Origin of the sequence: Streptomyces sp. NBC_00829 (assembly GCF_045161795.1) — a bacterium.
Classification (GTDB): Bacteria; Actinomycetota; Actinomycetes; order Streptomycetales; family Streptomycetaceae; genus Streptomyces.
Genome location: NZ_CP108867.1, coordinates 4,969,153 through 4,991,627, shown reverse-complemented (window position 1 = coordinate 4,991,627; position 22,475 = coordinate 4,969,153). Strand labels below are relative to the sequence as shown.

General features: G+C 67.1%; 14 protein-coding genes and 3 rRNA genes. 6 read left to right on the top strand and 11 right to left on the bottom strand.

Annotated elements, in window-relative coordinates:
* Positions 1-50: 50 nt before the first annotated feature.
* The 5 genes from OG293_RS21970 to OG293_RS21950 are packed head-to-tail and all read left to right on the top strand — an operon-like array spanning position 51 to position 5,466.
* Positions 51-1,277, top strand: coding sequence for a hypothetical protein (locus OG293_RS21970; protein WP_406000489.1), 1,227 nt, complete (start codon positions 51-53; stop codon positions 1,275-1,277).
* A gap of 4 nt (positions 1,278-1,281) precedes the next feature.
* Positions 1,282-1,971, top strand: a complete 690-nt coding sequence (locus OG293_RS21965) for a DUF4129 domain-containing protein (RefSeq protein ID WP_406000488.1) — start codon at positions 1,282-1,284, stop codon at positions 1,969-1,971.
* Positions 1,968-3,164: a DUF4350 domain-containing protein gene (locus tag OG293_RS21960; protein WP_406000487.1), complete on the top strand. Its 1,197-nt coding sequence runs from the start codon at positions 1,968-1,970 to the stop codon at positions 3,162-3,164. The genes OG293_RS21965 and OG293_RS21960 overlap by 4 nt, the downstream gene beginning before the upstream one ends.
* A complete protein-coding gene (locus tag OG293_RS21955) occupies positions 3,161-4,144 on the top strand; it encodes an AAA family ATPase (RefSeq protein ID WP_406000486.1) in 984 nt (327 codons plus the stop codon). The genes OG293_RS21960 and OG293_RS21955 overlap by 4 nt, the downstream gene beginning before the upstream one ends.
* 11 nt (positions 4,145-4,155) lie before the next feature.
* On the top strand, positions 4,156-5,466 hold the full coding sequence (locus OG293_RS21950) for a DUF58 domain-containing protein (protein WP_406000485.1): 1,311 nt from the start codon (positions 4,156-4,158) through the stop codon (positions 5,464-5,466).
* A 356-nt stretch (positions 5,467-5,822) separates the two neighbouring features.
* Here OG293_RS21950 and rrf read toward each other — a convergent pair.
* From rrf to OG293_RS21930, 4 genes are all read right to left on the bottom strand, one after another.
* Positions 5,823-5,939 (bottom strand): 5S ribosomal RNA (gene rrf / locus OG293_RS21945).
* Between the two features lie 86 nt (positions 5,940-6,025).
* Positions 6,026-9,150, bottom strand: a 23S ribosomal RNA gene (locus tag OG293_RS21940).
* A gap of 304 nt (positions 9,151-9,454) precedes the next feature.
* Positions 9,455-10,980 (bottom strand): 16S ribosomal RNA (locus tag OG293_RS21935).
* The 16S, 23S and 5S rRNA genes sit together here, the layout of an rRNA operon.
* Before the next feature lie 596 nt (positions 10,981-11,576).
* On the bottom strand, positions 11,577-12,584 hold the full coding sequence (locus tag OG293_RS21930; RefSeq protein ID WP_406000484.1) for a stage II sporulation protein M: 1,008 nt from the start codon (positions 12,582-12,584) through the stop codon (positions 11,577-11,579).
* Between the two features lie 121 nt (positions 12,585-12,705).
* Here OG293_RS21930 and OG293_RS21925 point away from each other — a divergent pair, with 121 nt between their 5' ends.
* Entirely contained in the window at positions 12,706-13,743 is a 1,038-nt protein-coding gene (locus OG293_RS21925) for an RDD family protein (RefSeq protein ID WP_406000483.1), read from the top strand.
* Between the two features lie 117 nt (positions 13,744-13,860).
* On the opposite strand, the gene OG293_RS21920 is transcribed toward OG293_RS21925, so the two are convergent.
* The 7 genes from OG293_RS21920 to OG293_RS21890 all read right to left on the bottom strand — a co-directional run bounded on the left by OG293_RS21920 (position 13,861) and on the right by OG293_RS21890 (position 22,283).
* Positions 13,861-14,475, bottom strand: a complete 615-nt coding sequence (locus tag OG293_RS21920; RefSeq protein WP_406000482.1) for a hypothetical protein — start codon at positions 14,473-14,475, stop codon at positions 13,861-13,863.
* Positions 14,476-14,643: 168 nt separating this feature from the next.
* Positions 14,644-16,101 carry an adenosylhomocysteinase gene (gene ahcY / locus OG293_RS21915; protein ID WP_406000481.1) on the bottom strand — a complete coding sequence of 486 codons (1,458 nt, stop codon included), beginning with the start codon at positions 16,099-16,101 and terminating at the stop codon, positions 14,644-14,646.
* Positions 16,102-16,848: 747 nt separating this feature from the next.
* The gene (locus OG293_RS21910; RefSeq protein WP_406000480.1) at positions 16,849-17,826 is read right to left on the bottom strand and encodes a cation diffusion facilitator family transporter; all 978 of its coding nucleotides are present in this window, start codon (positions 17,824-17,826) and stop codon (positions 16,849-16,851) included.
* Between the two features lie 89 nt (positions 17,827-17,915).
* Positions 17,916-19,079 (bottom strand): mannose-6-phosphate isomerase, class I, encoded by a 1,164-nt coding sequence (gene manA, locus OG293_RS21905; RefSeq protein WP_406000479.1) that lies wholly within the window; start codon positions 19,077-19,079, stop codon positions 17,916-17,918.
* Positions 19,080-19,235: 156 nt separating this feature from the next.
* On the bottom strand, positions 19,236-20,375 hold the full coding sequence (locus OG293_RS21900) for an SIS domain-containing protein (protein ID WP_406000478.1): 1,140 nt from the start codon (positions 20,373-20,375) through the stop codon (positions 19,236-19,238).
* 35 nt (positions 20,376-20,410) lie between these two features.
* Positions 20,411-20,593, bottom strand: a complete 183-nt coding sequence (locus OG293_RS21895) for a Trm112 family protein (RefSeq protein WP_406000477.1) — start codon at positions 20,591-20,593, stop codon at positions 20,411-20,413.
* 325 nt (positions 20,594-20,918) lie between these two features.
* Positions 20,919-22,283 carry a phosphomannomutase/phosphoglucomutase gene (locus OG293_RS21890; RefSeq protein ID WP_406000476.1) on the bottom strand — a complete coding sequence of 455 codons (1,365 nt, stop codon included), beginning with the start codon at positions 22,281-22,283 and terminating at the stop codon, positions 20,919-20,921.
* Positions 22,284-22,475: the final 192 nt, after the last annotated feature.

The following is a 22,475-nucleotide window of genomic DNA, read 5'->3' as shown; positions in this document are numbered from 1 at the left end:
GAGCCGACTCGACGAGCCGGTCCTGCGACCAATCCATGAGGTGGACGACCGTGAACGACACTCCGGGCTGGGCCTCGCCCGGATCTGCCCCCTCCGACGGCCAGGGCTCCGGTGCGCCGCATCAGGTCGAGCCGGTCGGCGAGAGCGGCCCCGCCTCGACGTGGTCCAAGGAGCAACCGCCCCCTGGACAGTGGTCGGCGCCGACGGCACAGGACGCGCCCCGCACTCCCGCCCCGCCGCCGGGGGGCTGGGGCGGCGGTCAGCCACGCGGCGGCTGGGGCCAGCCGCCCGCCGCGGCCAAACCCGGCGTCATCCCGCTGCGCCCTCTCGGCGTCGGAGAGATCCTCGACGGTGCCGTGTCCACGCTGCGCGCCCACTGGCGCACAGTGCTGGGCGTGACGATCGCGGTCTCGGTGATCTCCGAGATCTGCAACATCCTCGTCGAGCGCTATGTGCTTCCCGACCCCCCGGAGGTCGACCCGGATGCCAGTCCGTCGGAGACTCTGAGGCAGTCTGTGGACTCGCTGCAGTCCAGCCTGCTCGGGCTGGGACCGGCGCTGGTGATCACCCTCGTCGCCACGCTCTTCACCACGGCACTGCTTACCGTAGTGATCAGCCGCTCGGTGCTGGGCAGCCCGGTGACCCTCTCCGATGCCTGGCACGAGGCACGGCCCCGGCTCCTTCAACTGCTGGGTCTGACCCTGCTGTTGCCGCTGATGAGCGCCGGCATCATGACCGCGGCGGTCCTTCCCGGCCTGCTCCTCGGCGGCGGATGGGGAATCGCGCTCTCCGTGATGGCAGGTCTCGCGGCCTGTGCGGTCATTCTCTGGCTGATGATCCGGTTCGCCCTTGCCTCCCCCGCTCTGATGCTGGAGCGTCAAGGCGTCATCGCGTCCCTGCGCCGCTCGGCCAAGCTGGTCCAGGGCGCCTGGTGGCGAACCCTCGGAATCCTGGCGCTGACGCTGCTGCTGACTCTGCTGGTATCGATGATCATCGCGATACCGTTCAGCCTGATCGCGTTCGCGGTCGACGGAAGCGGCTTCAGCGATCTGTTCTCCGGTGAGAATCCCGACTTCGGCTGGCCGTTCCTGATCATCACCGGCATCGGCTCGGTGATCGCGTCGTCCATCACCTACCCGATCTCCGCCGGTGTGACGGTCCTCCTCTACGTCGACCAGCGCATCCGCCGCGAGGCCCTCGACCTCGAACTCGCCCGGGCCGCCGGCGTCCCCGGCTACGGCTCTCAGCCGTCGGGCCACGACTCCTTCAGGAGCTGATGCGGTGTCCACCGCGGGGGGCGGAATCACGGTGCGGCTGCTGATCCGCGCGGGCGACGACGTACCAGTGGACACTCCGCGCGTCCCCGCCCGGGAGGCGGCGGAACACGAACTGTCCAAGCCGATGTACCACGAGAACGACCCGAGCCTCCTCCAGCGCGCCCTCGACCGCTTCTGGGACTGGGTGGGCGGCATCTTCGACTCCGCGTCCGGCGCCGCTCCCGGTGGCCCGCTCGGGCTTCTCGTCATCATCCTGATCGTCATCGGCCTGATCGTCGCCCTCTGGTGGCGTCTTGGCACACCGCACCGCCCGCCCGGCTCGGCGGACACCCTCTTCGACGACAGCACCCGAAGCGCATCCGAACACCGCGCGGCCGCAGAGACCCACGCCGCCGCAGGGCGCTGGAACCAGGCCGTCCAGGAACGCATGCGGGCCATCGTCCGCTCACTGGAGGAACGGACCCTGCTCGAACCCCACCCCGGCCGTACCGCCGACGAGGCTGCCGCCGAAGCCGGGCGCTCCCTTCCCTCCCACGCCGCCGGCCTCCGCACCGCCGCCAGGGACTTCGACGACGTCACATACGGCGGCCGCACCGCCGACCGACAGACATATCTGCGCCTGCGGGATCTCGATCTCGAACTGGAGCGCGCCAAGCCCCAACTGAGCGGCACAGCCTTGGGAGCAGCCGAATGACCACGGCTTCTCTCACCTCCACCTCCACGGCCCCCACGAAACGTCAGGTGTGGACCCGCACCCGGGGCCTGCTGTTCGTCATCGTCATCCTCATCGCCGCCGGGATCACCATGGCCGCCCTGCGTTCCGGGGCACAGCACGGCCGCCTCGACCCCCGCTCGGCGGACCAGTACGGCAGCCGTGCCGTCGCCGAACTCCTCAAGGGCCACGGCGTCGACACGCGGGTGGTCACGACCCTCGACGAAGCCACGTCCGCGGCCGGCCCCGACAGCACCCTTCTCGTCACCGCACCCGACCTGCTGACGGAGCGACAGCAGCGCACGCTCCGCACCGCGACGGCCGACTCTGGAGGCCGCGCGGTCCTCCTCTCCGCAGGACCCTTCTCGCTCGCCACCCTGGCCCCGGGAGTCCGCAGCGAGTCCCCGGTATCCGTCTCGGCGCGCACCCCTCAGTGCTCGTTCCCCGCCGCCCGCAGCGCGGGCAACGCCGACCTCGGCGGTGAGCGCTACAGCACCGACAAGCCCGGCGCCGACCGTTGCTACCTCAGCGACGGACTGCCCACCCTGCTCCGGTTCGACAACCCCGGCAAGGGCGACACCGTCCTGCTCGGCTCCCCCGACATCCTCTTCAACGACCGCCTGGACGAGCACGGCAACGCCTCCCTCGCACTGCAACTCCTGGGCTCCCGCACCCATCTGGTCTGGTACCTCCCTTCACTCGGCGACACTTCCGCCGCACAGGACACTGACGGCGACACCAGCAGCACCTTCCTCGAACTGATCCCCTCCGGCTGGCTATGGGGCACTCTTCAGCTCGCCCTCGCCGCCGTCCTGGCCGCCATCTGGCGTGCCCGCAGGCTTGGCCCCCTCGTCACCGAACGGCTGCCCGTGGCCATCCGAGCCTCCGAGTCCACCGAGGGCCGCGCCCGCCTCTACCGCAAGGTGAACGCCCGCGACCGCGCGGCCGCCGCCCTCCGTTCCGCCACCCGCACACGCATCGCCCCACTGCTCGGTGTCCCCCCTGTCGAAGCCAACTCCCCCGAAGCGCTGCTCCCCGCGATCTCCGCACATCTCCCTACCGGAGAGCGAGACCTCATGGGCCTGCTCTTCGGCCCGGCTCCTGCCGACGACACCGCTCTCATCCGCCTGGCCGACCAACTCGACGCCCTTGAAAGAGAGGTACGCACTTCATGAGCGCCCCGACCCCCGAGACAGCCGTGAACTCGGACCGCGCCCGCGCCTCCCTGGAGGCCCTGCGCGCCGAAATCGCCAAGGCCGTGGTCGGCCAGGACCCCGCTGTCACCGGACTCGTCGTGGCTCTGCTGTGCCGCGGTCATGTGCTCCTCGAAGGTGTTCCGGGCGTCGCCAAGACGCTCCTCGTCCGCACACTCGCGGCCTCCCTCGAACTCGACACCAAGCGCGTCCAGTTCACTCCTGACCTGATGCCCAGCGACGTCACCGGTTCTCTTGTCTACGACGCCCGCACCGCAGAGTTCTCGTTCCAGCCAGGGCCCGTCTTCACCAACCTCCTGCTCGCCGACGAGATCAACCGCACACCACCCAAGACGCAGTCCTCGCTCCTCGAAGCAATGGAAGAGCGCCAGGTCACGGTCGACGGCACCCCGCGCCCGCTCCCCGACCCGTTTCTCGTGGCCGCGACCCAGAACCCGGTTGAGTACGAAGGCACTTACCCCCTCCCCGAAGCCCAACTGGACCGGTTCCTTCTCAAGCTGACCGTCCCACTGCCCAGCCGCGAGGACGAAATAGACGTCCTGACCAGGCACGCGGAAGGCTTCAACCCCCGGGACCTCGGAGCGGCGGGGGTACGCCCCGTCGCCGGCCCAGCCGACCTCGAAGCGGCCCGTGCCGCGGTCGCCAAGACCTCTGTCTCCGCCGAGATCGCGGGTTACGTTGTCGATATCTGCCGTGCCACTCGTGACTCCCCCTCACTCACCCTCGGCGTGTCCCCCCGAGGCGCCACTGCTCTGCTCTCCACCGCCCGCGCCTGGGCCTGGCTGACCGGACGCGACTACGTCATCCCCGACGACGTGAAAGCCCTGGCCCTGCCCACCCTGCGCCACCGGATCCAGCTGCGGCCCGAAGCGGAGATGGAGGGAGTCACCACCGACTCCGTCATCACCGCGATCCTCAGCCACGTCCCCGTCCCCCGCTGAGGCGCCTCCCCATGGCCCTCACCGGACGCGCCGCGCTTCTCGCCGCTCTCGGCTCTCTCTTCGTAGGCATCCTGGCCCCCAGCTGGGCCGGAATGCTCGCTGTGAACGCGCCTCTCTCCCTTGCAATCTTGTGCGACTACGCCCTCGCCGCGCCAGTGCGAACGCTCCGATTCACTCGAAGCGGTGATACATCAGTTCGACTCGGTGACCGTGCCGAGGTCCAGCTCGCCGTCACCAATCCCTCCAGGCGACGCCTGCGCGCCCACCTCCGTGACGCCTGGCCCCCGAGCAGCTGGATCACCGGCACCGAGCAGGCCGCCTCCCGCCACAAGTTGACCGCGCCCGCGGGGGAACGCCGGCGCCTCACCACAGTCCTGCGCCCCACCCGCCGGGGCGACCGCCACGCGGAACAGGTCACCATCCGCTCGTACGGACCGCTGGGCCTCGCCGCCCGCCAGGGGAACCACAGAGTCCCCTGGACGGTCCGTGTACTGCCGCCCTTCACCAGCCGCAAGCACCTGCCGTCCAGGCTGGCCCGACTGCGCGAGCTCGACGGCCGCACCAGCGTCCTGATCCGCGGCCAGGGAACCGAGTTCGACAGCCTCCGCGACTACGTCCCCGGCGACGACACCCGCTCCATCGACTGGCGCGCGACCGCGCGCCGGACCACGGTCGCCGTACGTACCTGGCGCCCCGAACGCGACCGCCACATCCTCGTCGTCCTCGACACCGGACGCACCTCCGCCGGCCGAGTCGGAGACGTACCGCGCCTCGACGCAGCCATGGACGCAGCACTGCTCCTCAGCGCGCTGGCCTCACGCGCGGGGGACCGCGTGGACCTCCTCGCCTACGACCGCCGCATACGTGCCCAGGTTCAGGGGCGCTCAGCCGGCGATCTCCTTCCTGCCCTGGTCAACGCGTTCGCCCTGCTGGAACCCGAGCTCGTCGAAACGGACGCCCGCGGCCTCAGCGCGACCGCGCTGAACAGCGCCCCGCGCCGATCCCTGATCGTGCTGCTCACCAGCCTCGACGCAGCCCCCATCGAGGAAGGACTGCTCCCCGTCCTCCCTCAGCTCACCCAACGGCACACCGTGCTCGTGGCCTCGGTGGCCGACCCGCACATCCAGCAGATGTCCTCGTCGCGAGGCGGCATCGATGCCGTGTACGACGCCGCAGCCGCCACCCAGTCCCAGGCTCAACGCCGCCGAGCCGCAGAGCAGCTTCAACGCCACGGCGTCACCGTCGTCGATGCCGCTCCTGACGATCTTGCGCCTGCCCTAGCAGACGCATACCTCGCGCTCAAGGCTGCCGGCCGACTCTGAAAGGTTCAGGGAGCCGTACCCCGGAGAGGTACCAGCCCGCTTCCTTCTGGTGGCGATGTGCCTCCCCCGCCTGCCGCTCACTCACCAGGGGCGGGGGCAGATCATGAAACCCCGCTGTGAGCGTTGCAGCTCAAAAGCAGTGGCCAAAAGGCGCCTCTCCAGCGGCCCGACATCCCTGACGTGGACAGGCCACCGACCACGAGCGTTGCCGGAGACCGCCAGATTGTCCGCGCGCAGAAGAACAGAGCCCGACCGTGACCGGCCGTCGCCGCGGGCGGCAACGTGGTTTCGTGCCGGCCGGTCCTGAACGCAGAAAAGCCCCGCACCAGAAGGTGCGGGGCTTTCCCACAATGATTGTTCGGCGGCGTCCTACTCTCCCACAGGGTCCCCCCTGCAGTACCATCGGCGCTGAAAGGCTTAGCTTCCGGGTTCGGAATGTAACCGGGCGTTTCCCTAACGCAATGACCACCGAAACACTATGAAACTGTTCACCGGAGTCCCGGCCATGGGGACTCGACAGTTCGTTGTTTCAGAACCAACACAGTGGACGCGAGCAACTGAGGACAAGCCCTCGGCCTATTAGTACCAGTCAGCTCCACCCCTTGCGGGGCTTCCACATCTGGCCTATCAACCCAGTCGTCTACTGGGAGCCTTAACCCCTCAAAGGGGGTGGGAGTCCTCATCTCGAAGCAGGCTTCCCGCTTAGATGCTTTCAGCGGTTATCCTTTCCGAACGTAGCCAACCAGCCATGCCCTTGGCAGGACAACTGGCACACCAGAGGTTCGTCCGTCCCGGTCCTCTCGTACTAGGGACAGCCCTTCTCAAGACTCCTACGCGCACAGCGGATAGGGACCGAACTGTCTCACGACGTTCTAAACCCAGCTCGCGTACCGCTTTAATGGGCGAACAGCCCAACCCTTGGGACCGACTCCAGCCCCAGGATGCGACGAGCCGACATCGAGGTGCCAAACCATCCCGTCGATATGGACTCTTGGGGAAGATCAGCCTGTTATCCCCGGGGTACCTTTTATCCGTTGAGCGACGGCGCTTCCACAAGCCACCGCCGGATCACTAGTCCCGACTTTCGTCCCTGCTCGACCCGTCGGTCTCACAGTCAAGCTCCCTTGTGCACTTACACTCAACACCTGATTGCCAACCAGGCTGAGGGAACCTTTGGGCGCCTCCGTTACCCTTTGGGAGGCAACCGCCCCAGTTAAACTACCCATCAGACACTGTCCCTGATCCGGATCACGGACCCAGGTTAGACATCCAGCACGACCAGAGTGGTATTTCAACGACGACTCCACAACCACTGGCGTGGCCGCTTCACAGTCTCCCACCTATCCTACACAAGCCGAACCGAACACCAATATCAAACTGTAGTAAAGGTCCCGGGGTCTTTCCGTCCTGCTGCGCGAAACGAGCATCTTTACTCGTAGTGCAATTTCACCGGGCCTATGGTTGAGACAGTCGAGAAGTCGTTACGCCATTCGTGCAGGTCGGAACTTACCCGACAAGGAATTTCGCTACCTTAGGATGGTTATAGTTACCACCGCCGTTTACTGGCGCTTAAGTTCTCAGCTTCGCCACACCGAAATGTGACTAACCGGTCCCCTTAACGTTCCAGCACCGGGCAGGCGTCAGTCCGTATACATCGCCTTACGGCTTCGCACGGACCTGTGTTTTTAGTAAACAGTCGCTTCTCGCTGGTCTCTGCGGCCACCCCCAGCTCAAGCAGCAAGTGCTCTCACCAGTGATGGCCCCCCTTCTCCCGAAGTTACGGGGGCATTTTGCCGAGTTCCTTAACCATAGTTCACCCGAACGCCTCGGTATTCTCTACCTGACCACCTGAGTCGGTTTAGGGTACGGGCCGCCATGAAACTCGCTAGAGGCTTTTCTCGACAGCATAGGATCATCCACTTCACCACAATCGGCTCGGCATCAGGTCTCAGCCCCATGTGTGACGGATTTGCCTATCACACGGCCTACACCCTTACCCCGGGACAACCACCGCCCGGGCTGGACTACCTTCCTGCGTCACCCCATCGCTTACCTACTACCACCTTGGGCCGGCGGCTCCACCACTCCCCTCAACTCCGAAGAGATCAGGGCGGCTTCACGGCCTTAGCATTAATGGGCTCGATACTGGGCGTTTCAAAGCGGGTACCGGAATATCAACCGGTTGTCCATCGACTACGCCTGTCGGCCTCGCCTTAGGTCCCGACTTACCCTGGGCAGATCAGCTTGACCCAGGAACCCTTAGTCAATCGGCGCACACGTTTCTCACGTGTGTATCGCTACTCATGCCTGCATTCTCACTCGTGAACCGTCCACCACTGCCTTCCGGCGCGGCTTCACCCGGCACACGACGCTCCCCTACCCATCCACACTCCCGTTGGGGATATATGCGTGAATGACACGACTTCGGCGGTACGCTTGAGCCCCGCTACATTGTCGGCGCGGAATCACTTGACCAGTGAGCTATTACGCACTCTTTCAAGGGTGGCTGCTTCTAAGCCAACCTCCTGGTTGTCTCTGCGACTCCACATCCTTTCCCACTTAGCGTACGCTTAGGGGCCTTAGTCGATGCTCTGGGCTGTTTCCCTCTCGACCATGGAGCTTATCCCCCACAGTCTCACTGCCGCGCTCTCACTTACCGGCATTCGGAGTTTGGCTAAGGTCAGTAACCCGGTAGGGCCCATCGCCTATCCAGTGCTCTACCTCCGGCAAGAAACACACGACGCTGCACCTAAATGCATTTCGGGGAGAACCAGCTATCACGGAGTTTGATTGGCCTTTCACCCCTAACCACAGGTCATCCCCCAGGTTTTCAACCCTGGTGGGTTCGGTCCTCCACGAAGTCTTACCTCCGCTTCAACCTGCCCATGGCTAGATCACTCCGCTTCGGGTCTTGAGCGCGCTACTGAATCGCCCTATTCGGACTCGCTTTCGCTACGGCTTCCCCACACGGGTTAACCTCGCAACACACCGCAAACTCGCAGGCTCATTCTTCAAAAGGCACGCAGTCACGAGACACCAAGCAAGCTTGATGTCCGACGCTCCCACGGCTTGTAGGCACACGGTTTCAGGTACTATTTCACTCCGCTCCCGCGGTACTTTTCACCATTCCCTCACGGTACTATCCGCTATCGGTCACCAGGGAATATTTAGGCTTAACGGGTGGTCCCGCCAGATTCACACGGGATTTCTCGGGCCCCGTGCTACTTGGGTGTCTCTTAAACGAGCCGTTGATGTTTCAGCTACGGGGGTCTTACCCTCTACGCCGGACCTTTCGCATGTCCTTCGCCTACATCAACGGTTTCTGACTCGTCTCACAGCCGGCAGACCGTGAAAAAGAGATCCCACAACCCCGCATGCGCAACCCCTGCCGGGTATCACACGCATACGGTTTGGCCTCATCCGGTTTCGCTCGCCACTACTCCCGGAATCACGGTTGTTTTCTCTTCCTGAGGGTACTGAGATGTTTCACTTCCCCTCGTTCCCTCCACACTGCCTATGTGTTCAGCAGCGGGTGACAGCCCATGACGACTGCCGGGTTTCCCCATTCGGAAACCCCCGGATCAAAGCCTGGTTGACGGCTCCCCGGGGACTATCGTGGCCTCCCACGTCCTTCATCGGTTCCTGGTGCCAAGGCATCCACCGTGCGCCCTTAAAAACTTGGCCACAGATGCTCGCGTCCACTGTGCAGTTCTCAAACAACGACCAGTCACCCATCACCCCACCCCATCAGGCGAGTTCACTGGGACCGGCATCCCGAAGGCGCAGACTTTCCACGTCCGCACCCTCAGACACCCAACAGCGCGCCCGGCACGACCAGTCGAAGACACACGTTCCACGCCGAAGCAGTACTAGTGATCCCAACCAACCGTGCCGAATAGTCAACGTTCCACCCATGAGCTAACCACCGCAGAACATTCGCCTGCGTTATGGCTCTGGACCCCTTTGACAGGGCCTAGATGCTCCTTAGAAAGGAGGTGATCCAGCCGCACCTTCCGGTACGGCTACCTTGTTACGACTTCGTCCCAATCGCCAGTCCCACCTTCGACAGCTCCCTCCCACAAGGGGTTGGGCCACCGGCTTCGGGTGTTACCGACTTTCGTGACGTGACGGGCGGTGTGTACAAGGCCCGGGAACGTATTCACCGCAGCAATGCTGATCTGCGATTACTAGCAACTCCGACTTCATGGGGTCGAGTTGCAGACCCCAATCCGAACTGAGACCGGCTTTTTGAGATTCGCTCCGCCTCACGGCATCGCAGCTCTTTGTACCGGCCATTGTAGCACGTGTGCAGCCCAAGACATAAGGGGCATGATGACTTGACGTCGTCCCCACCTTCCTCCGAGTTGACCCCGGCAGTCTCCTGTGAGTCCCCATCACCCCGAAGGGCATGCTGGCAACACAGAACAAGGGTTGCGCTCGTTGCGGGACTTAACCCAACATCTCACGACACGAGCTGACGACAGCCATGCACCACCTGTATACCGACCACAAGGGGGGCACCATCTCTGATGCTTTCCGGTATATGTCAAGCCTTGGTAAGGTTCTTCGCGTTGCGTCGAATTAAGCCACATGCTCCGCTGCTTGTGCGGGCCCCCGTCAATTCCTTTGAGTTTTAGCCTTGCGGCCGTACTCCCCAGGCGGGGAACTTAATGCGTTAGCTGCGGCACCGACGACGTGGAATGTCGCCAACACCTAGTTCCCAACGTTTACGGCGTGGACTACCAGGGTATCTAATCCTGTTCGCTCCCCACGCTTTCGCTCCTCAGCGTCAGTAATGGCCCAGAGATCCGCCTTCGCCACCGGTGTTCCTCCTGATATCTGCGCATTTCACCGCTACACCAGGAATTCCGATCTCCCCTACCACACTCTAGCTAGCCCGTATCGAATGCAGACCCGGGGTTAAGCCCCGGGCTTTCACATCCGACGTGACAAGCCGCCTACGAGCTCTTTACGCCCAATAATTCCGGACAACGCTTGCGCCCTACGTATTACCGCGGCTGCTGGCACGTAGTTAGCCGGCGCTTCTTCTGCAGGTACCGTCACTTTCGCTTCTTCCCTGCTGAAAGAGGTTTACAACCCGAAGGCCGTCATCCCTCACGCGGCGTCGCTGCATCAGGCTTTCGCCCATTGTGCAATATTCCCCACTGCTGCCTCCCGTAGGAGTCTGGGCCGTGTCTCAGTCCCAGTGTGGCCGGTCGCCCTCTCAGGCCGGCTACCCGTCGTCGCCTTGGTAGGCCATCACCCCACCAACAAGCTGATAGGCCGCGGGCTCATCCTTCACCGCCGGAGCTTTCAACCCCTCCCCATGCGAGGAAGAGTGGTATCCGGTATTAGACCCCGTTTCCAGGGCTTGTCCCAGAGTGAAGGGCAGATTGCCCACGTGTTACTCACCCGTTCGCCACTAATCCACCCCGAAGGGCTTCATCGTTCGACTTGCATGTGTTAAGCACGCCGCCAGCGTTCGTCCTGAGCCAGGATCAAACTCTCCATGAATGTTTTCCCGTAATCGGGATGAACACCACAAGAGCGGAACAGCCGGTCGGAATAAGACCGACTGTTCACAGCGTCCTCGCTGTGTCAATTGCCTACCCGCCCAAAGGGCCAAGAATAGGACTTTCAAAGGAACCACGCCCTGCCGAAGCAGAGACGGGGTATCAACATATCTGGCGTTGACTTTTGGCACGCTGTTGAGTTCTCAAGGAACGGACGCTTCCTTCGTACTCACCCTCTCGGGCTTTCCTCCGGGCGCTTCCCTTCGGTCTTGCGTTTCCAACCCTACCAGACTCTGTTTCCGTTCCGTTTCCGGTGAGGAATTCGAATCCAGTGGCCGTTGGAAGGCCTTTCGTCTTTCGACTGGCCCGACTTTATCAGAAACATTTCGGCCGACCTAATCGACCTTCGTGATCCGGATTTCAAATCGGAGGCTCTGCGGAAATTCAATTTCCGTTGAGAGCTAGAGAGACGCTAACGGTTGCACCCGGACTTGTCCAGTTCGAGGCAACCGTTTGAATCTACCTCCCCACTCGTCCCGTGTCAACGGGTTTTGTGGGCGGAGAGGAGACTAGCAGGTCAGAACAGGTGGTTGCACATCAGGCAGCGGCTGGGAGTTCGGCACTCCGGTCATCGGCTCCTAGGTCGCCCGTGTCGCCCGCTCGGGCCGCTCGGCCGCCCAGGACGTATACGTACACCAGAAAGGCCAGCTCAGCGGCGATACCGATAGCGATGCGCGCCCAGGTCGGCAGGCCCGAGGGGGTGACGAAGCCTTCGATCACTCCGGAGACAAACAGGACGAGGGCAAGGCCGATCGCCATGCCGATGGCCGCGCGCCCCTGTTGGGCGAGGGCTGTGCGTCGGGACTGTGGGCCTGGGTCGATGACCGTCCAGCCGAGGCGCAGGCCCGTGCCGGCGGCGACGAATACGGCGGTCAGTTCCAGCAGGCCGTGCGGGAGAACGAGTCCGAGGAAGGTGTCGAGGCGGCCTGCCGACGACATCAGTCCGATGCCGACACCCAGGTTCAGCACATTGAGGAAGAGAATCCAGATCACCGGGAGGCACAGGAACGCGCCAAGGGTCAGGCACATGGCGGCGGCCTGTGCGTTGTTCGTCCAGACCTGGGCGGCGAAGGAGGCCGCGGGATGGCTGGAGTAGTACGTCTCGTACTCGCCACCGGGCCGCGTCAGCCGACGGAGTTCGTCCGGGGCCCCGATCGCCGACTGGACCTCTGGGTGGGCAGCGATCCACCAGCCGATGATCGCGGCGAGGACGGTGGAGAGGACGGCTGTCGGTATCCACCAGTGACGGGACCGGTAGACGGCCGCCGGGAAGCCGGCCGTAAGGAAGCGGACCGCGTCGCGCCAGGTGGCGCGACGCGTCCCCGTCACGGTGGAACGGGCACGAGCCACGAGCTGGGTGAGTCGGCCCGTGAGCATCGGGTCCGGGGCGCTCGACTGGATCAGGGAGAGGTGGGTGGCCGTGCGCTGGTAGAGGGCGACGAGTTCGTCGGCTTCCGCGCCGGTGAGACTCCGTCCCCGGTGCAGGAGATGGTCCAGGCGGTCCCACTCGGCGCGGTGGGCGGTCACGAAGACATCGAGGTCCATGGTCGGCTGCTGCTCCAGGCACTGGGTGCGTACGTTCGTACTACTGCGGCGCGCTGCGGGTCAGCTTGGCAGACTGAGGAATCAAGGGGCAGGGAAGACCGAAGGCGAAGGGCGGGCAACAGTGAGTGCGCTTGTGACGGGGGATGCGGTCGTACTCGGTCTGAGGCCGGCGAAGTTGCCGAGCCGTGCGCTCGCGGTGGTGATCGATCTCGTGGTCGTGTTCGCCGTCTATCTCATGGTGTCGATCGGGCTGACGCTGGCGACCGCGTCGCTTGACGAGGCGGCGGTCATGGCCGTGTCGATCGCGACATTTCTGCTGGTCCTGGTCGGGGCGCCGATAGCCGTGGAGACCCTCAGCCATGGGCGCTCGCTGGGAAAGCTCGCGTGCGGGCTGCGGGTGGTGCGCGACGACGGCGGGCCGATCAGGTTCCGGCATGCGCTGGTACGCGGAGCGATGGGCGTGGTGGAGATCCTGGTGACGTTCGGGGTCGTCGCGTGTATCGCTTCGCTGGTGTCGGCGCGGGGGCGGCGGATCGGGGATGTGTTCGCGGGGACGCTGGTGGTGCGGGAGAGAGTGCCTGCTGCGCGGGGGATGGCGGTGCCGCCTCCGCCGTCGTGGCTCGTGGGGCGGTTCGCCGAACTGGATCTGTCCGGGGTGCCGGATGACCTGTGGCTCGCGATACGTCAGTACCTGACGCGGATGAGGCAGCTGGACCCTGCGGTGAACTGGTCGATGGCCATCCGGCTGGCCGGTGATCTGGCGGGGTGCACGGGGACTCCGGCGCCGGAGGGGGTACCGCCGGCCGCCTATCTGGCGGCTGTGGTGAACGAGCGGCAGGCCCGGGACGCACGGCGGGCCTTCGGGTCGCGAGGCGGGGCCGACGGCCGGCAGGGGATGGCGGTCCCGGCGGTTCCTGGGGCTGTCGGTCCCTGGGGCGCTCCCGTCCCCGGCGGCGCTGAGGCCGGGGACCGAGCCACCGCGCGGGCGACTGGGGGCGGTGAGCCACTGGGCGCTCGTGTCGCGACTCCTTCGCCTGCGGGGACAGCAGCCGCCGAACCCGAATCCGGGCCCGCGGCACGGACCGAATCAGGGGCAGGGGCAGGAGCAGGAGCAGCGGCCGAGATTCCGACGGCGACGGGATTCGCTCCGCCCGCATAGGCCCACGCCGGCCGCGTCGCGCTCGTGGACCGCGGGTCGTGGGCCGCGGGTGGCCGCCCGGGTCGGGGCGCAGGTCGGCGCCGCCGAGTGCCGACGAGCCGGCAGACACGCAGGTCGTCAGGGGAAGACCGACGGCGGGCTCTCGAGGTTCTCGAGTTCGATGCCGGGGGCCGCGAGGACCACGTCGCCGGCGATGTGCACGGTGTGCTGCTCGCCCGTGTCCAGGGCGTTGACCTGGTATTCGTCCACGGTCAGGGGGCCACTGTCAGTGGCATGCGCTTCACTCTTCATCAGGGCCCAGGACTGATCGATGGTGCGGGGAGCCAGCACGGGATCCGTGAAGGCGACGAGGCGGACCCGCGTTGCAGGGGAATCGGGGGTGAGGCGAAGGAGACGTGCGGTGGCGACAAGGAAGGCCGGGGACATGCCGGTGAAGGCGTGGGCGCGGACATTGCCTTCGGTGGCGTGAGCGCCAGCGGGGTCGGTACGGACCCAGGTGACGCCGTCCAGAGCGGCGCCGCGTACCTGCCAGCCGCCTGCGTGGAGTTCAAGACGGATGGGGCGGCCGAGTTCGTCGAGTGCGAGGTCGACGGAGCCGGCGTGATCACCGGAGGGGGCGGTGATCTGCGAGACGTAACGCCAGCCGGAGGGGCCGGGGGCGCACTGGAAGTGTTCTTCGCCGAGGGGGGAGTGATCGTGCACGTCGTGGAGCGAATAGCGGCCGCGGGGCATGGGGCGTAGGTGTCCTTGGGCGGTGAGGCTCTTGCCGTGGAGCCGGAGCCGTTCAGGGGACGGTAAGGGGCAGGCCCCCGACACGGGGGTGCGGGGGCCTGCCTGGTACCGCTGGTACCTGTTGCTGAGAAGCTGCTGATAAGCCGGCGAGGGTGGCTCGGCAGCCGATCAGTAGCGGTAGTGGTCGGACTTGTAGGGGCCGTCGACCTCGACGCCGATGTAGGCGGCCTGCTCCGGGCGCAGGGTCGTCAGCTTCACGCCGAGCGCGTCGAGGTGGAGCCGGGCGACCTTCTCGTCGAGGTGCTTGGGCAGCACGTACACATCGGTCGGGTACTCCTCGGGCTTGGTGAACAGCTCGATCTGGGCCAGCGTCTGGTCCGCGAAGCTGTTCGACATCACGAACGAGGGATGGCCGGTCGCGTTGCCCAGGTTCAGCAGACGGCCCTCCGACAGCACGATCAGCACCTTGCCGTCGGGGAACGTCCAGGTGTGCACCTGCGGCTTGACCTCGTCCTTGACGATGCCCGGCAGCTGCGCCAGACCGGCCATGTCGATCTCGTTGTCGAAGTGGCCGATGTTCCCGACGATGGCCTGGTGCTTCATCCTGGCCATGTCACCGGCCATGATGATGTCCTTGTTGCCGGTGGTCGTGACGAAGATGTCGGCCTTGTCGACAACCTCGTCGAGGGTGGTGACCTGGTAGCCGTCCATCGCCGCCTGCAGCGCGCAGATCGGGTCGATCTCGGTGATGATCACCCGCGCGCCCTGGCCACGCAGCGACTCCGCGCACCCCTTGCCCACATCGCCGTAACCGCACACCACCACGGTCTTGCCACCGATCAGGGTGTCCGTCGCCCGGTTGATGCCGTCGATCAGCGAATGACGGCAGCCGTACTTGTTGTCGAACTTCGACTTGGTGACCGCGTCATTCACGTTGATCGCCGGGAAAAGGAGGGTGCCGTCACGGTGCATCTCGTACAGACGGTGCACACCCGTCGTCGTCTCCTCCGTGACACCACGGATCTCGGACGAGAGCTGGGTCCACTTCTGCGGGCTCTCGCCGAGGGTGCGGTTGAGCAGGGTCAGGATGTGCCCGTACTCCTCGCTGTCCGCGGTGGACGGGTCCGGGGCCGAGCCGGCCTTCTCGAACTCGACGCCCTTGTGGAGGAGAAGGGTGGCGTCACCGCCGTCGTCCAGGATCATGTTCGGGCCGCCGGTGGGGGTGTTCGGCCAGGTCAGCGCCTGCTCCGTGCACCACCAGTACTCCTCCAGCGTCTCGCCCTTCCAGGCGAAGACCGGGATGCCCTGGGGGTCGTCCGGCGTGCCTTCGGGGCCGACCGCGACGGCGGCAGCGGCGTGGTCCTGGGTGGAGAAGATGTTGCAGGAGGCCCAGCGGACCTCGGCGCCGAGCGCGACCAGGGTCTCGATCAGCACGGCGGTCTGCACCGTCATGTGCAGCGAACCGGTGATCCGCGCACCCGCCAGCGGCTGGGCGGCGGCGTACTCCTTACGGATCGACATCAGGCCGGGCATCTCATGCTCGGCGAGAGTGATCTCCTTGCGGCCGAAGGTGGCGAGGGAAAGGTCGGCGACCTTGAAGTCCTGGCCAGTGGCGACAGTCGACATACGAGCTGCTCCTCGTGGTGTGGGTCGAGGGTGGGTACGGCTGGCTCTGCGGCGGCGGACACAGGAATGCCCGGGCGCTCGCAGTGCAGTCCGTCGGAGGCCCTCTCTCCCTCGGCCGGTTCCGGGAGGGAACCGCCCGACCGCCATCAGCAGCGACGTCTGACTCTGGTCACGAATCTACACCGATCGCCGGAGCGGACCCCAGCCCACCCATGGCTGGGTTCCGGCCAGATCCATGGTTTGAGGGCCCTGTGAAGGGTGGGCCGTCCGTGGTTTTGGTGCCGTGCCTCCGTGTTGCGGGGCGGACGACCCGCGCTGCCGAGGCTCTCGTTCCAGCGGGCACGGCGGGCATCAGTGGCACGGCGGGCGTGGGCGGTAGGGGAGGTGTGGAGGGCGCACGGCGGGCGCTGGGGCCACCGGTCCGGGCGGGGCGGGACCGGAGCCGGAGCCTGAGCCGGAGCCTGAGCCGGTGCTTGTCGGGGCGGGGGCGGAGGTCATCGGGGCCGGCACGGAGGCCGACTTCCGCGAGCGGCTGCCGGCGGCAGCGGAGGAGGGGGCAGGGCTCGCCGTACTGCGTGACATTCAGTAGCCGTATCCCCCCGAAGGCCGCTTCGCGCGCCAACTGCTGGGCGGCAGGCCCCCGGAGGACGTCCCAGTCCGGGGCCTGTCGCACTGTCCTCCCGTGGCACCAGCCTCAGAGGTCCCGGAGATCTCGGAGATCCCGGAGGCCTCCGAGGTCCCGGAGGCTCAGTGGGCCGCGTCCGGGCCCGGTCCGCCCGGGGACTTGGCCGGGTTGACGCCCGCCGCGGCAGCCGACTCGCTGTAGATGTCGGGCTCCAGATAGATCACGCGCGCGATCGGCACGGCGGCCCGGATGCGCTCCTCGGCGGCGTTGATCGCGGCAGCGACCTCGGCCGCCGTGTCGTCGTGCCGGACCGCGATCTTCGCCGCGACCAGCAGTTCTTCCGGGCCGAGGTGGAGGGTACGCATGTGGATGATGCCGGTGACCACATCGCCGTCCACCAGGGCCACCTTGATCTGCTCGACGACTTCCGTGCCGGCCGCCTCGCCCAGCAGCAGAGACTTCGTCTCCGCCGCGAGGACGAGCGCGATCACGATGAGCAGGGTGCCGATGCAGAGGGTGCCGATTCCGTCCCAGACGCCGTCGCCCGTGGCCAGGGCGATGCCGACGCCGCCGAGCGCCAGGACCAGACCGATCAGTGCGCCCAGGTCCTCCAGGAGCACCACCGGCAGCTCGGGGGCCTTCGCCCGCCTGACGAACTCCTTCCACGAGAGCGCGCCGCGGATCTCGTTGGACTCCTTGATCGCCGTACGGAACGAGAACGACTCGGCGACGATCGCGAAGACGAGCACGCCGACCGGCCAGTACCAGGCCTCGATCGGGTGCGGGTCCTTGATCTTCTCGTAGCCCTCGTAGAGGGCGAACATGCCACCGACCGAGAAGAGGACGATGGAGACGAGGAAGGCATAGATGTAGCGCTCGCGGCCGTAGCCGAAGGGGTGCTGCGGGGTCGCCTCACGCTGGGCCTTCTTGCCGCCGAGCAGCAGCAGGCCCTGGTTGCCGGAGTCGGCGACCGAGTGGACGCTCTCGGCGAGCATCGAGGACGAGCCGCTGAAGAGGAACGCCACGAACTTCGCCACCGCGATCGCGAGGTTGGCGGCAAGTGCCGCCACGATCGCTCTTGTACCGCCTGAAGCGCTCATGTGTCCCTGCTGTCCCTTCGTACGCCGTCCCGGGCTTTGCCCGTCCTTTGCGGTGGGTCATTGTTGCAGCACGGGGCGGCAGCGGTGCGTCAGACCACCACGGTGGCACGGAAGACCGTGCCGGCCCCGGACACTTCGGCCTTTTCGCCCGCCGGGATGAAGGCGGACCGGCCCGGGGCGAGGGTGAGTTCGCCCGCGCGGACCGTTCCCGATGTGCAGAGCAGAATCTGTGGGGTGGCGGCCGTGAGGTCGCTGGGTGAGGCGCCGGCCGCGAGAACGTAGCGGGAGAGCCGGAATTCGTCGGTCGGGGTGTCGTAGAGCTCCTCCCCCGACGGCGATGCCTCGGGGCGCAGGATGCCCGGGTCGCTCGCCTCGAAGCGGACGATACGCAGCAGCTCGGGAACGTCCACGTGCTTCGGCGTGAGGCCGCAGCGCAGCACGTTGTCGGAGTTGGCCATGATCTCCACGCCGAGGCCGCTGAGGTAGGCGTGCGGGACTCCGGCGCCGAGGAACAGGGCCTCGCCGGGCTGGAGTTGGACGTGGTTGAGCAGCATGGCCGCGATGACGCCCGGGTCGCCGGGGAAGTGGTGAGCGATCTGGGCGTACGGGGCGTACGAGCCCCCGAGCCGGTCACAGGCGGACGCAGCCTCGCCGGCCGTGGCCGCCATCTCGTTCGGGTCGGCGCTCAGGAGCGCGGTCAGGACCTCGCGGAGCGCGGCCTCCTCCGGGTGGGCGTGGAGAAGGTCGACGTACGGCTTGAGCGAGTCCACGTCGAGGGCGGCGAGCAGTTCGGCGGCCTCCAGGGGGGCGCGGAAACCGCACAGGCCGTCGAAGGGCGTGAGCGCACAGATCAGTTCGGGCTTGTGGTTGGCATCCTTGTAGTTGCGGTGCGGGGCGTCGATGGGGACGCCCGCGCTCTCCTCGGCGGCGTAACCCTCCTGCGCCTGGGCGAGGTTCGGGTGGACCTGCAGGGAGAGCGGGGCACCGGCCGCGAGGATCTTGAGGAGGAAGGGGAGACGCGGGCCGAAGGTTTCGACGGCCGCGGCGCCCAGTTCCCGTACGGGGTCGGCGGCGATGACATCGGAGAGCGGCCGCTCCTCGTCGTCACGGGTGACGCGCGAGGGGGCTCCGGGGTGGGCGCCCATCCACATCTCGGCCTGCGGCTCGCCGGTGGCGGCGATACCGAGAAGCTCGGGAATGGCAGTTGTGGACCCCCAGGCGTAGGGGCGCACCGTGTTGGAGAGGCGGTCCATGGTGTTCGTACTTCCCGGTTCTCGGTGAGCGGTTCTTGGTAAGCGGTTCTCGGTAAGCAGTTCTTGGTTCGGGGTGGGCGGTAAGCGGTTCGCGGTTCTTGGTTCGCGGTGCGCGGATCACGGCAGGCAGTGCTCGGACCCGCACTCGGACTCGGACTACTCGTGGTCGCCCGAGGCCGCGAGCGCCAGATAGACAGCCGCGAAGTCGGTGACGGCGACAAGCTCGGCGATCGACTCCAGGTCGGTGCCCTCGTCCGGTTCGAGTTCGCTGATCGGGGTGTCGTGGCTGAGTGCCAGTTCGCGGGCGGCGGGTGCGGCGGTGAGGCCGCCGGAGGGGCGGTCGCGCAGCAGGACGACACGGGCGCGCAGGGCCTGCTGCTCCTCCACGCGGTCCCGGAAGAAGTCCTCGGGGTCGGCCCCGGCAGCGAAGTCGCCCGCGAGGAGCACCCCGTGGGCGGGAAGCGCCTCGGGAAGCTCGGCGGCGAGAGCGGGGCGGCCGGCCAGCTCCGCCAGTACGGCGGCGAACCGGCGGCCCGCCGGCGCCGCGCCCGGGCCCTCCGTCCAGATCAGCGGAAGGCTGTCGGCGAGCTCGGCGGCGAGCGTCTTCGCCGGATTGCTGTACGTGGCAATGGCCGGGCCGCACCGCTCGGCTGCCTGGTCGAGGCGGTCGGCGACCTTGGCGAGGATCTCCGGGGGCGCTTCGAGCAGGCCCACGCGGTCGAGAAGGGCGAGCAGCGGAGTGAACAGCGCCCAGAGCGCGCCGGGGCTCGCGGCGGCCTGTGTCTCGTCGTACATCTCGTTCGGGGGTGTGGCCATCGGGACGACCAGGCCGTGCGCGCCGTCGACGGCCTCCGTGAGCGGGGAGCGCTGGGGGGCGACGGCGACGACGGTGCAGCCTCGTCGGTACGCCTGCTCGGCGAGGAGGGCGAGGCCGGGCTCGCTTCCGTCGGTGGTCGCGATCAGCAGGAGGTCCACGGAGCCGGCCCAGCCGGGCAGCGCCCAGAGCAGGGCGCCTGCGGCGGGGGCGACGCCGGTGGGGTGAAGCCGGGTGACCGGGGCGGAGGCGCCGGCCAGTGCCCCGATCAGATCGGCGACGCCGGTGGCAGCGGTCCCGGGGCCCGCGACGAGGACGGCGCGCGGGCGGCCCTCGGGTTTGAGCTCGGCGATACCGGCCTCGGCGGCGTGCCGGGCGGCGGTGCGCACGCGCGCCCCTGCCTCGGCGGCGCCTCTGAGCAGTCCTCGGCGGTCCGCGCGGGCCAGGGCTTCCGGGGCGTCGAGGAGCGACTCGTCGAGCATGGGGTGGGGCCTCCGATCGCCGTGCGGGGAATGGGTCAGGCCGGGCGGCGTGCCTCGTCGACGAGAAGGACGGGGATGTCGTCCCGTACCGGGTACGCGAGGCCGCAGTCCTTGCCGGTGCAGATCAGCTCGGGGGTGTCGGCCGCCGACCGGTCGCTGAGGGGGGCGTGGCAGACCGGGCAGGCGAGGATCTCCAGGAGGCCGGCTTGGAGCGGCATGTTCGGGGTGTCCCTTCGGGCAAGGCATGGCTGGTACGGCGCGGGGTCGCGGTCGCGGGGCACGTGTCGAACACGCGGTCGCGGTGACGCGGATCAGGCCACGTCAGCGTACCGCTGGGGGGAGGGGTGCGGCGCGTTCTGTGGATACGGGGGCCCTCTCCCCGCGCCCGCCCCTTCCCGAAACCAGGGGCGGGCGGGCCGGCGCTTTGGTCCCGGCGCCCGGAGACCCTCCGGTCTCGGGTCGCCCACCCCGCACTGAAATGTGGGGGCACGTGATATCCCCACGACCCCGGGCGGCAGCTTCGCGCCGCATGGACCACCGGGCTCACGCCCCCCGGACCATCTCCAGCACCTCGTCCCGCACCTTTGCCATCATCGGCTCCTCCCGTGCCTCCACATTCAGGCGCAGCAGCGGTTCCGTGTTCGACGGGCGGAGGTTGAACCACCACTCCCGGGCCGAGACCGTCAGGCCGTCCAGTTCATCGATCGTCACGTCCTCGCGGGATGCGTACGCCGCCTTCACCGTTGCCGTGCGGGCCGCCTGATCGTCGACCGTCGAGTTGATCTCGCCCGAGCCCGCATAACGGTCGTACTGCTCGACCAGCGCCGACAGCGGGCCGTCCTGCGAACCAAGGGCCGCCAGTACGTGGAGGGCCGCCAGCATGCCCGTGTCCGCGTTCCAGAAGTCGCGGAAGTAGTAGTGCGCCGAGTGCTCGCCGCCGAAGATCGCTCCCGTGCGGGCCATCTCCTGCTTGATGAAGGAATGACCGACCCTCGTGCGCTCCGGCGTGCCGCCGTTCTCGCGGACGACCTCCGGGACCGACCACGAGGTGATCAGGTTGTGGATGACCGTTCCGCCCGGGTGCTTCGCCAGTTCGCGCGCCGCGACCAGGGCCGTGATCGCCGAAGGCGAGATGCCCTCGCCGCGCTCGTCCACGACGAAGCACCGGTCCGCGTCCCCGTCGAAGGCGAGACCCAGGTCCGCGCCCTCGGTCCGGACTCGGGCCTGGAGGTCGACGATGTTCGCCGGGTCCAGGGGGTTCGCCTCGTGGTTGGGGAACGTGCCGTCGAGCTCGAAATACATCGGTACGACGGTGAGGGGCAGCGATGCGAACACCGTGGGGACCGTGTGGCCGCCCATTCCGTTGCCCGCGTCCACGACGACCTTCAGCGGACGCATCGACGACAGGTCCACCAGCGACAGCAGATATGCCGCGTACTCCTCCAGCGTGTCCCGCTCGGTCACCGAGCCGGGCTCGGCAGCAGGCTCCGGCGCTCCCCCGTCGGTCCAGGACCCGACCAGGGCGCGGATGTCCGCCAGGCCTGTGTCCTGGCCCACCGGCGCCGCACCCGCCCGGCACATCTTGATGCCGTTGTACTGCGCCGGATTGTGCGAGGCGGTGAACATCGCGCCCGGGAGTCCGAGGTGTCCCGAAGCGAAGTAGAGCTGGTCGGTCGAGCAGAGCCCGATCAGTGTGACGTCCGCACCGCGGGCCGCGGCGCCGCGGGCGAACGCCCCGGAGAGGCCGGGGGACGACGGCCGCATGTCATGGCCGACAACGATCGCGTCCGCGCCCGTCACCTGGACGAAGGCCGCCCCGAACAGCTCGGCCAGCGCCTCGTCCCACTGATCCGGCACCACCCCGCGGACGTCGTACGCCTTCACGATCTGCGACAGATCAGCAGTCACGGGCCAACCCTCCTGAAGTCTCTTCGGACGCCCCAAACTACCTGCACAAATCTTCGGGGAACGGCCGGCTCAGGAGTCGAGTGGCCTCCCTCGGTAGCCGCTTGATCGCCGCACCCCGCCGTTCGGCGGCGCGCGGGACGTCAACGCGGCCCCGATGTACGCCGGTTGGGCCGGGACACGGCCGTCCCGGTC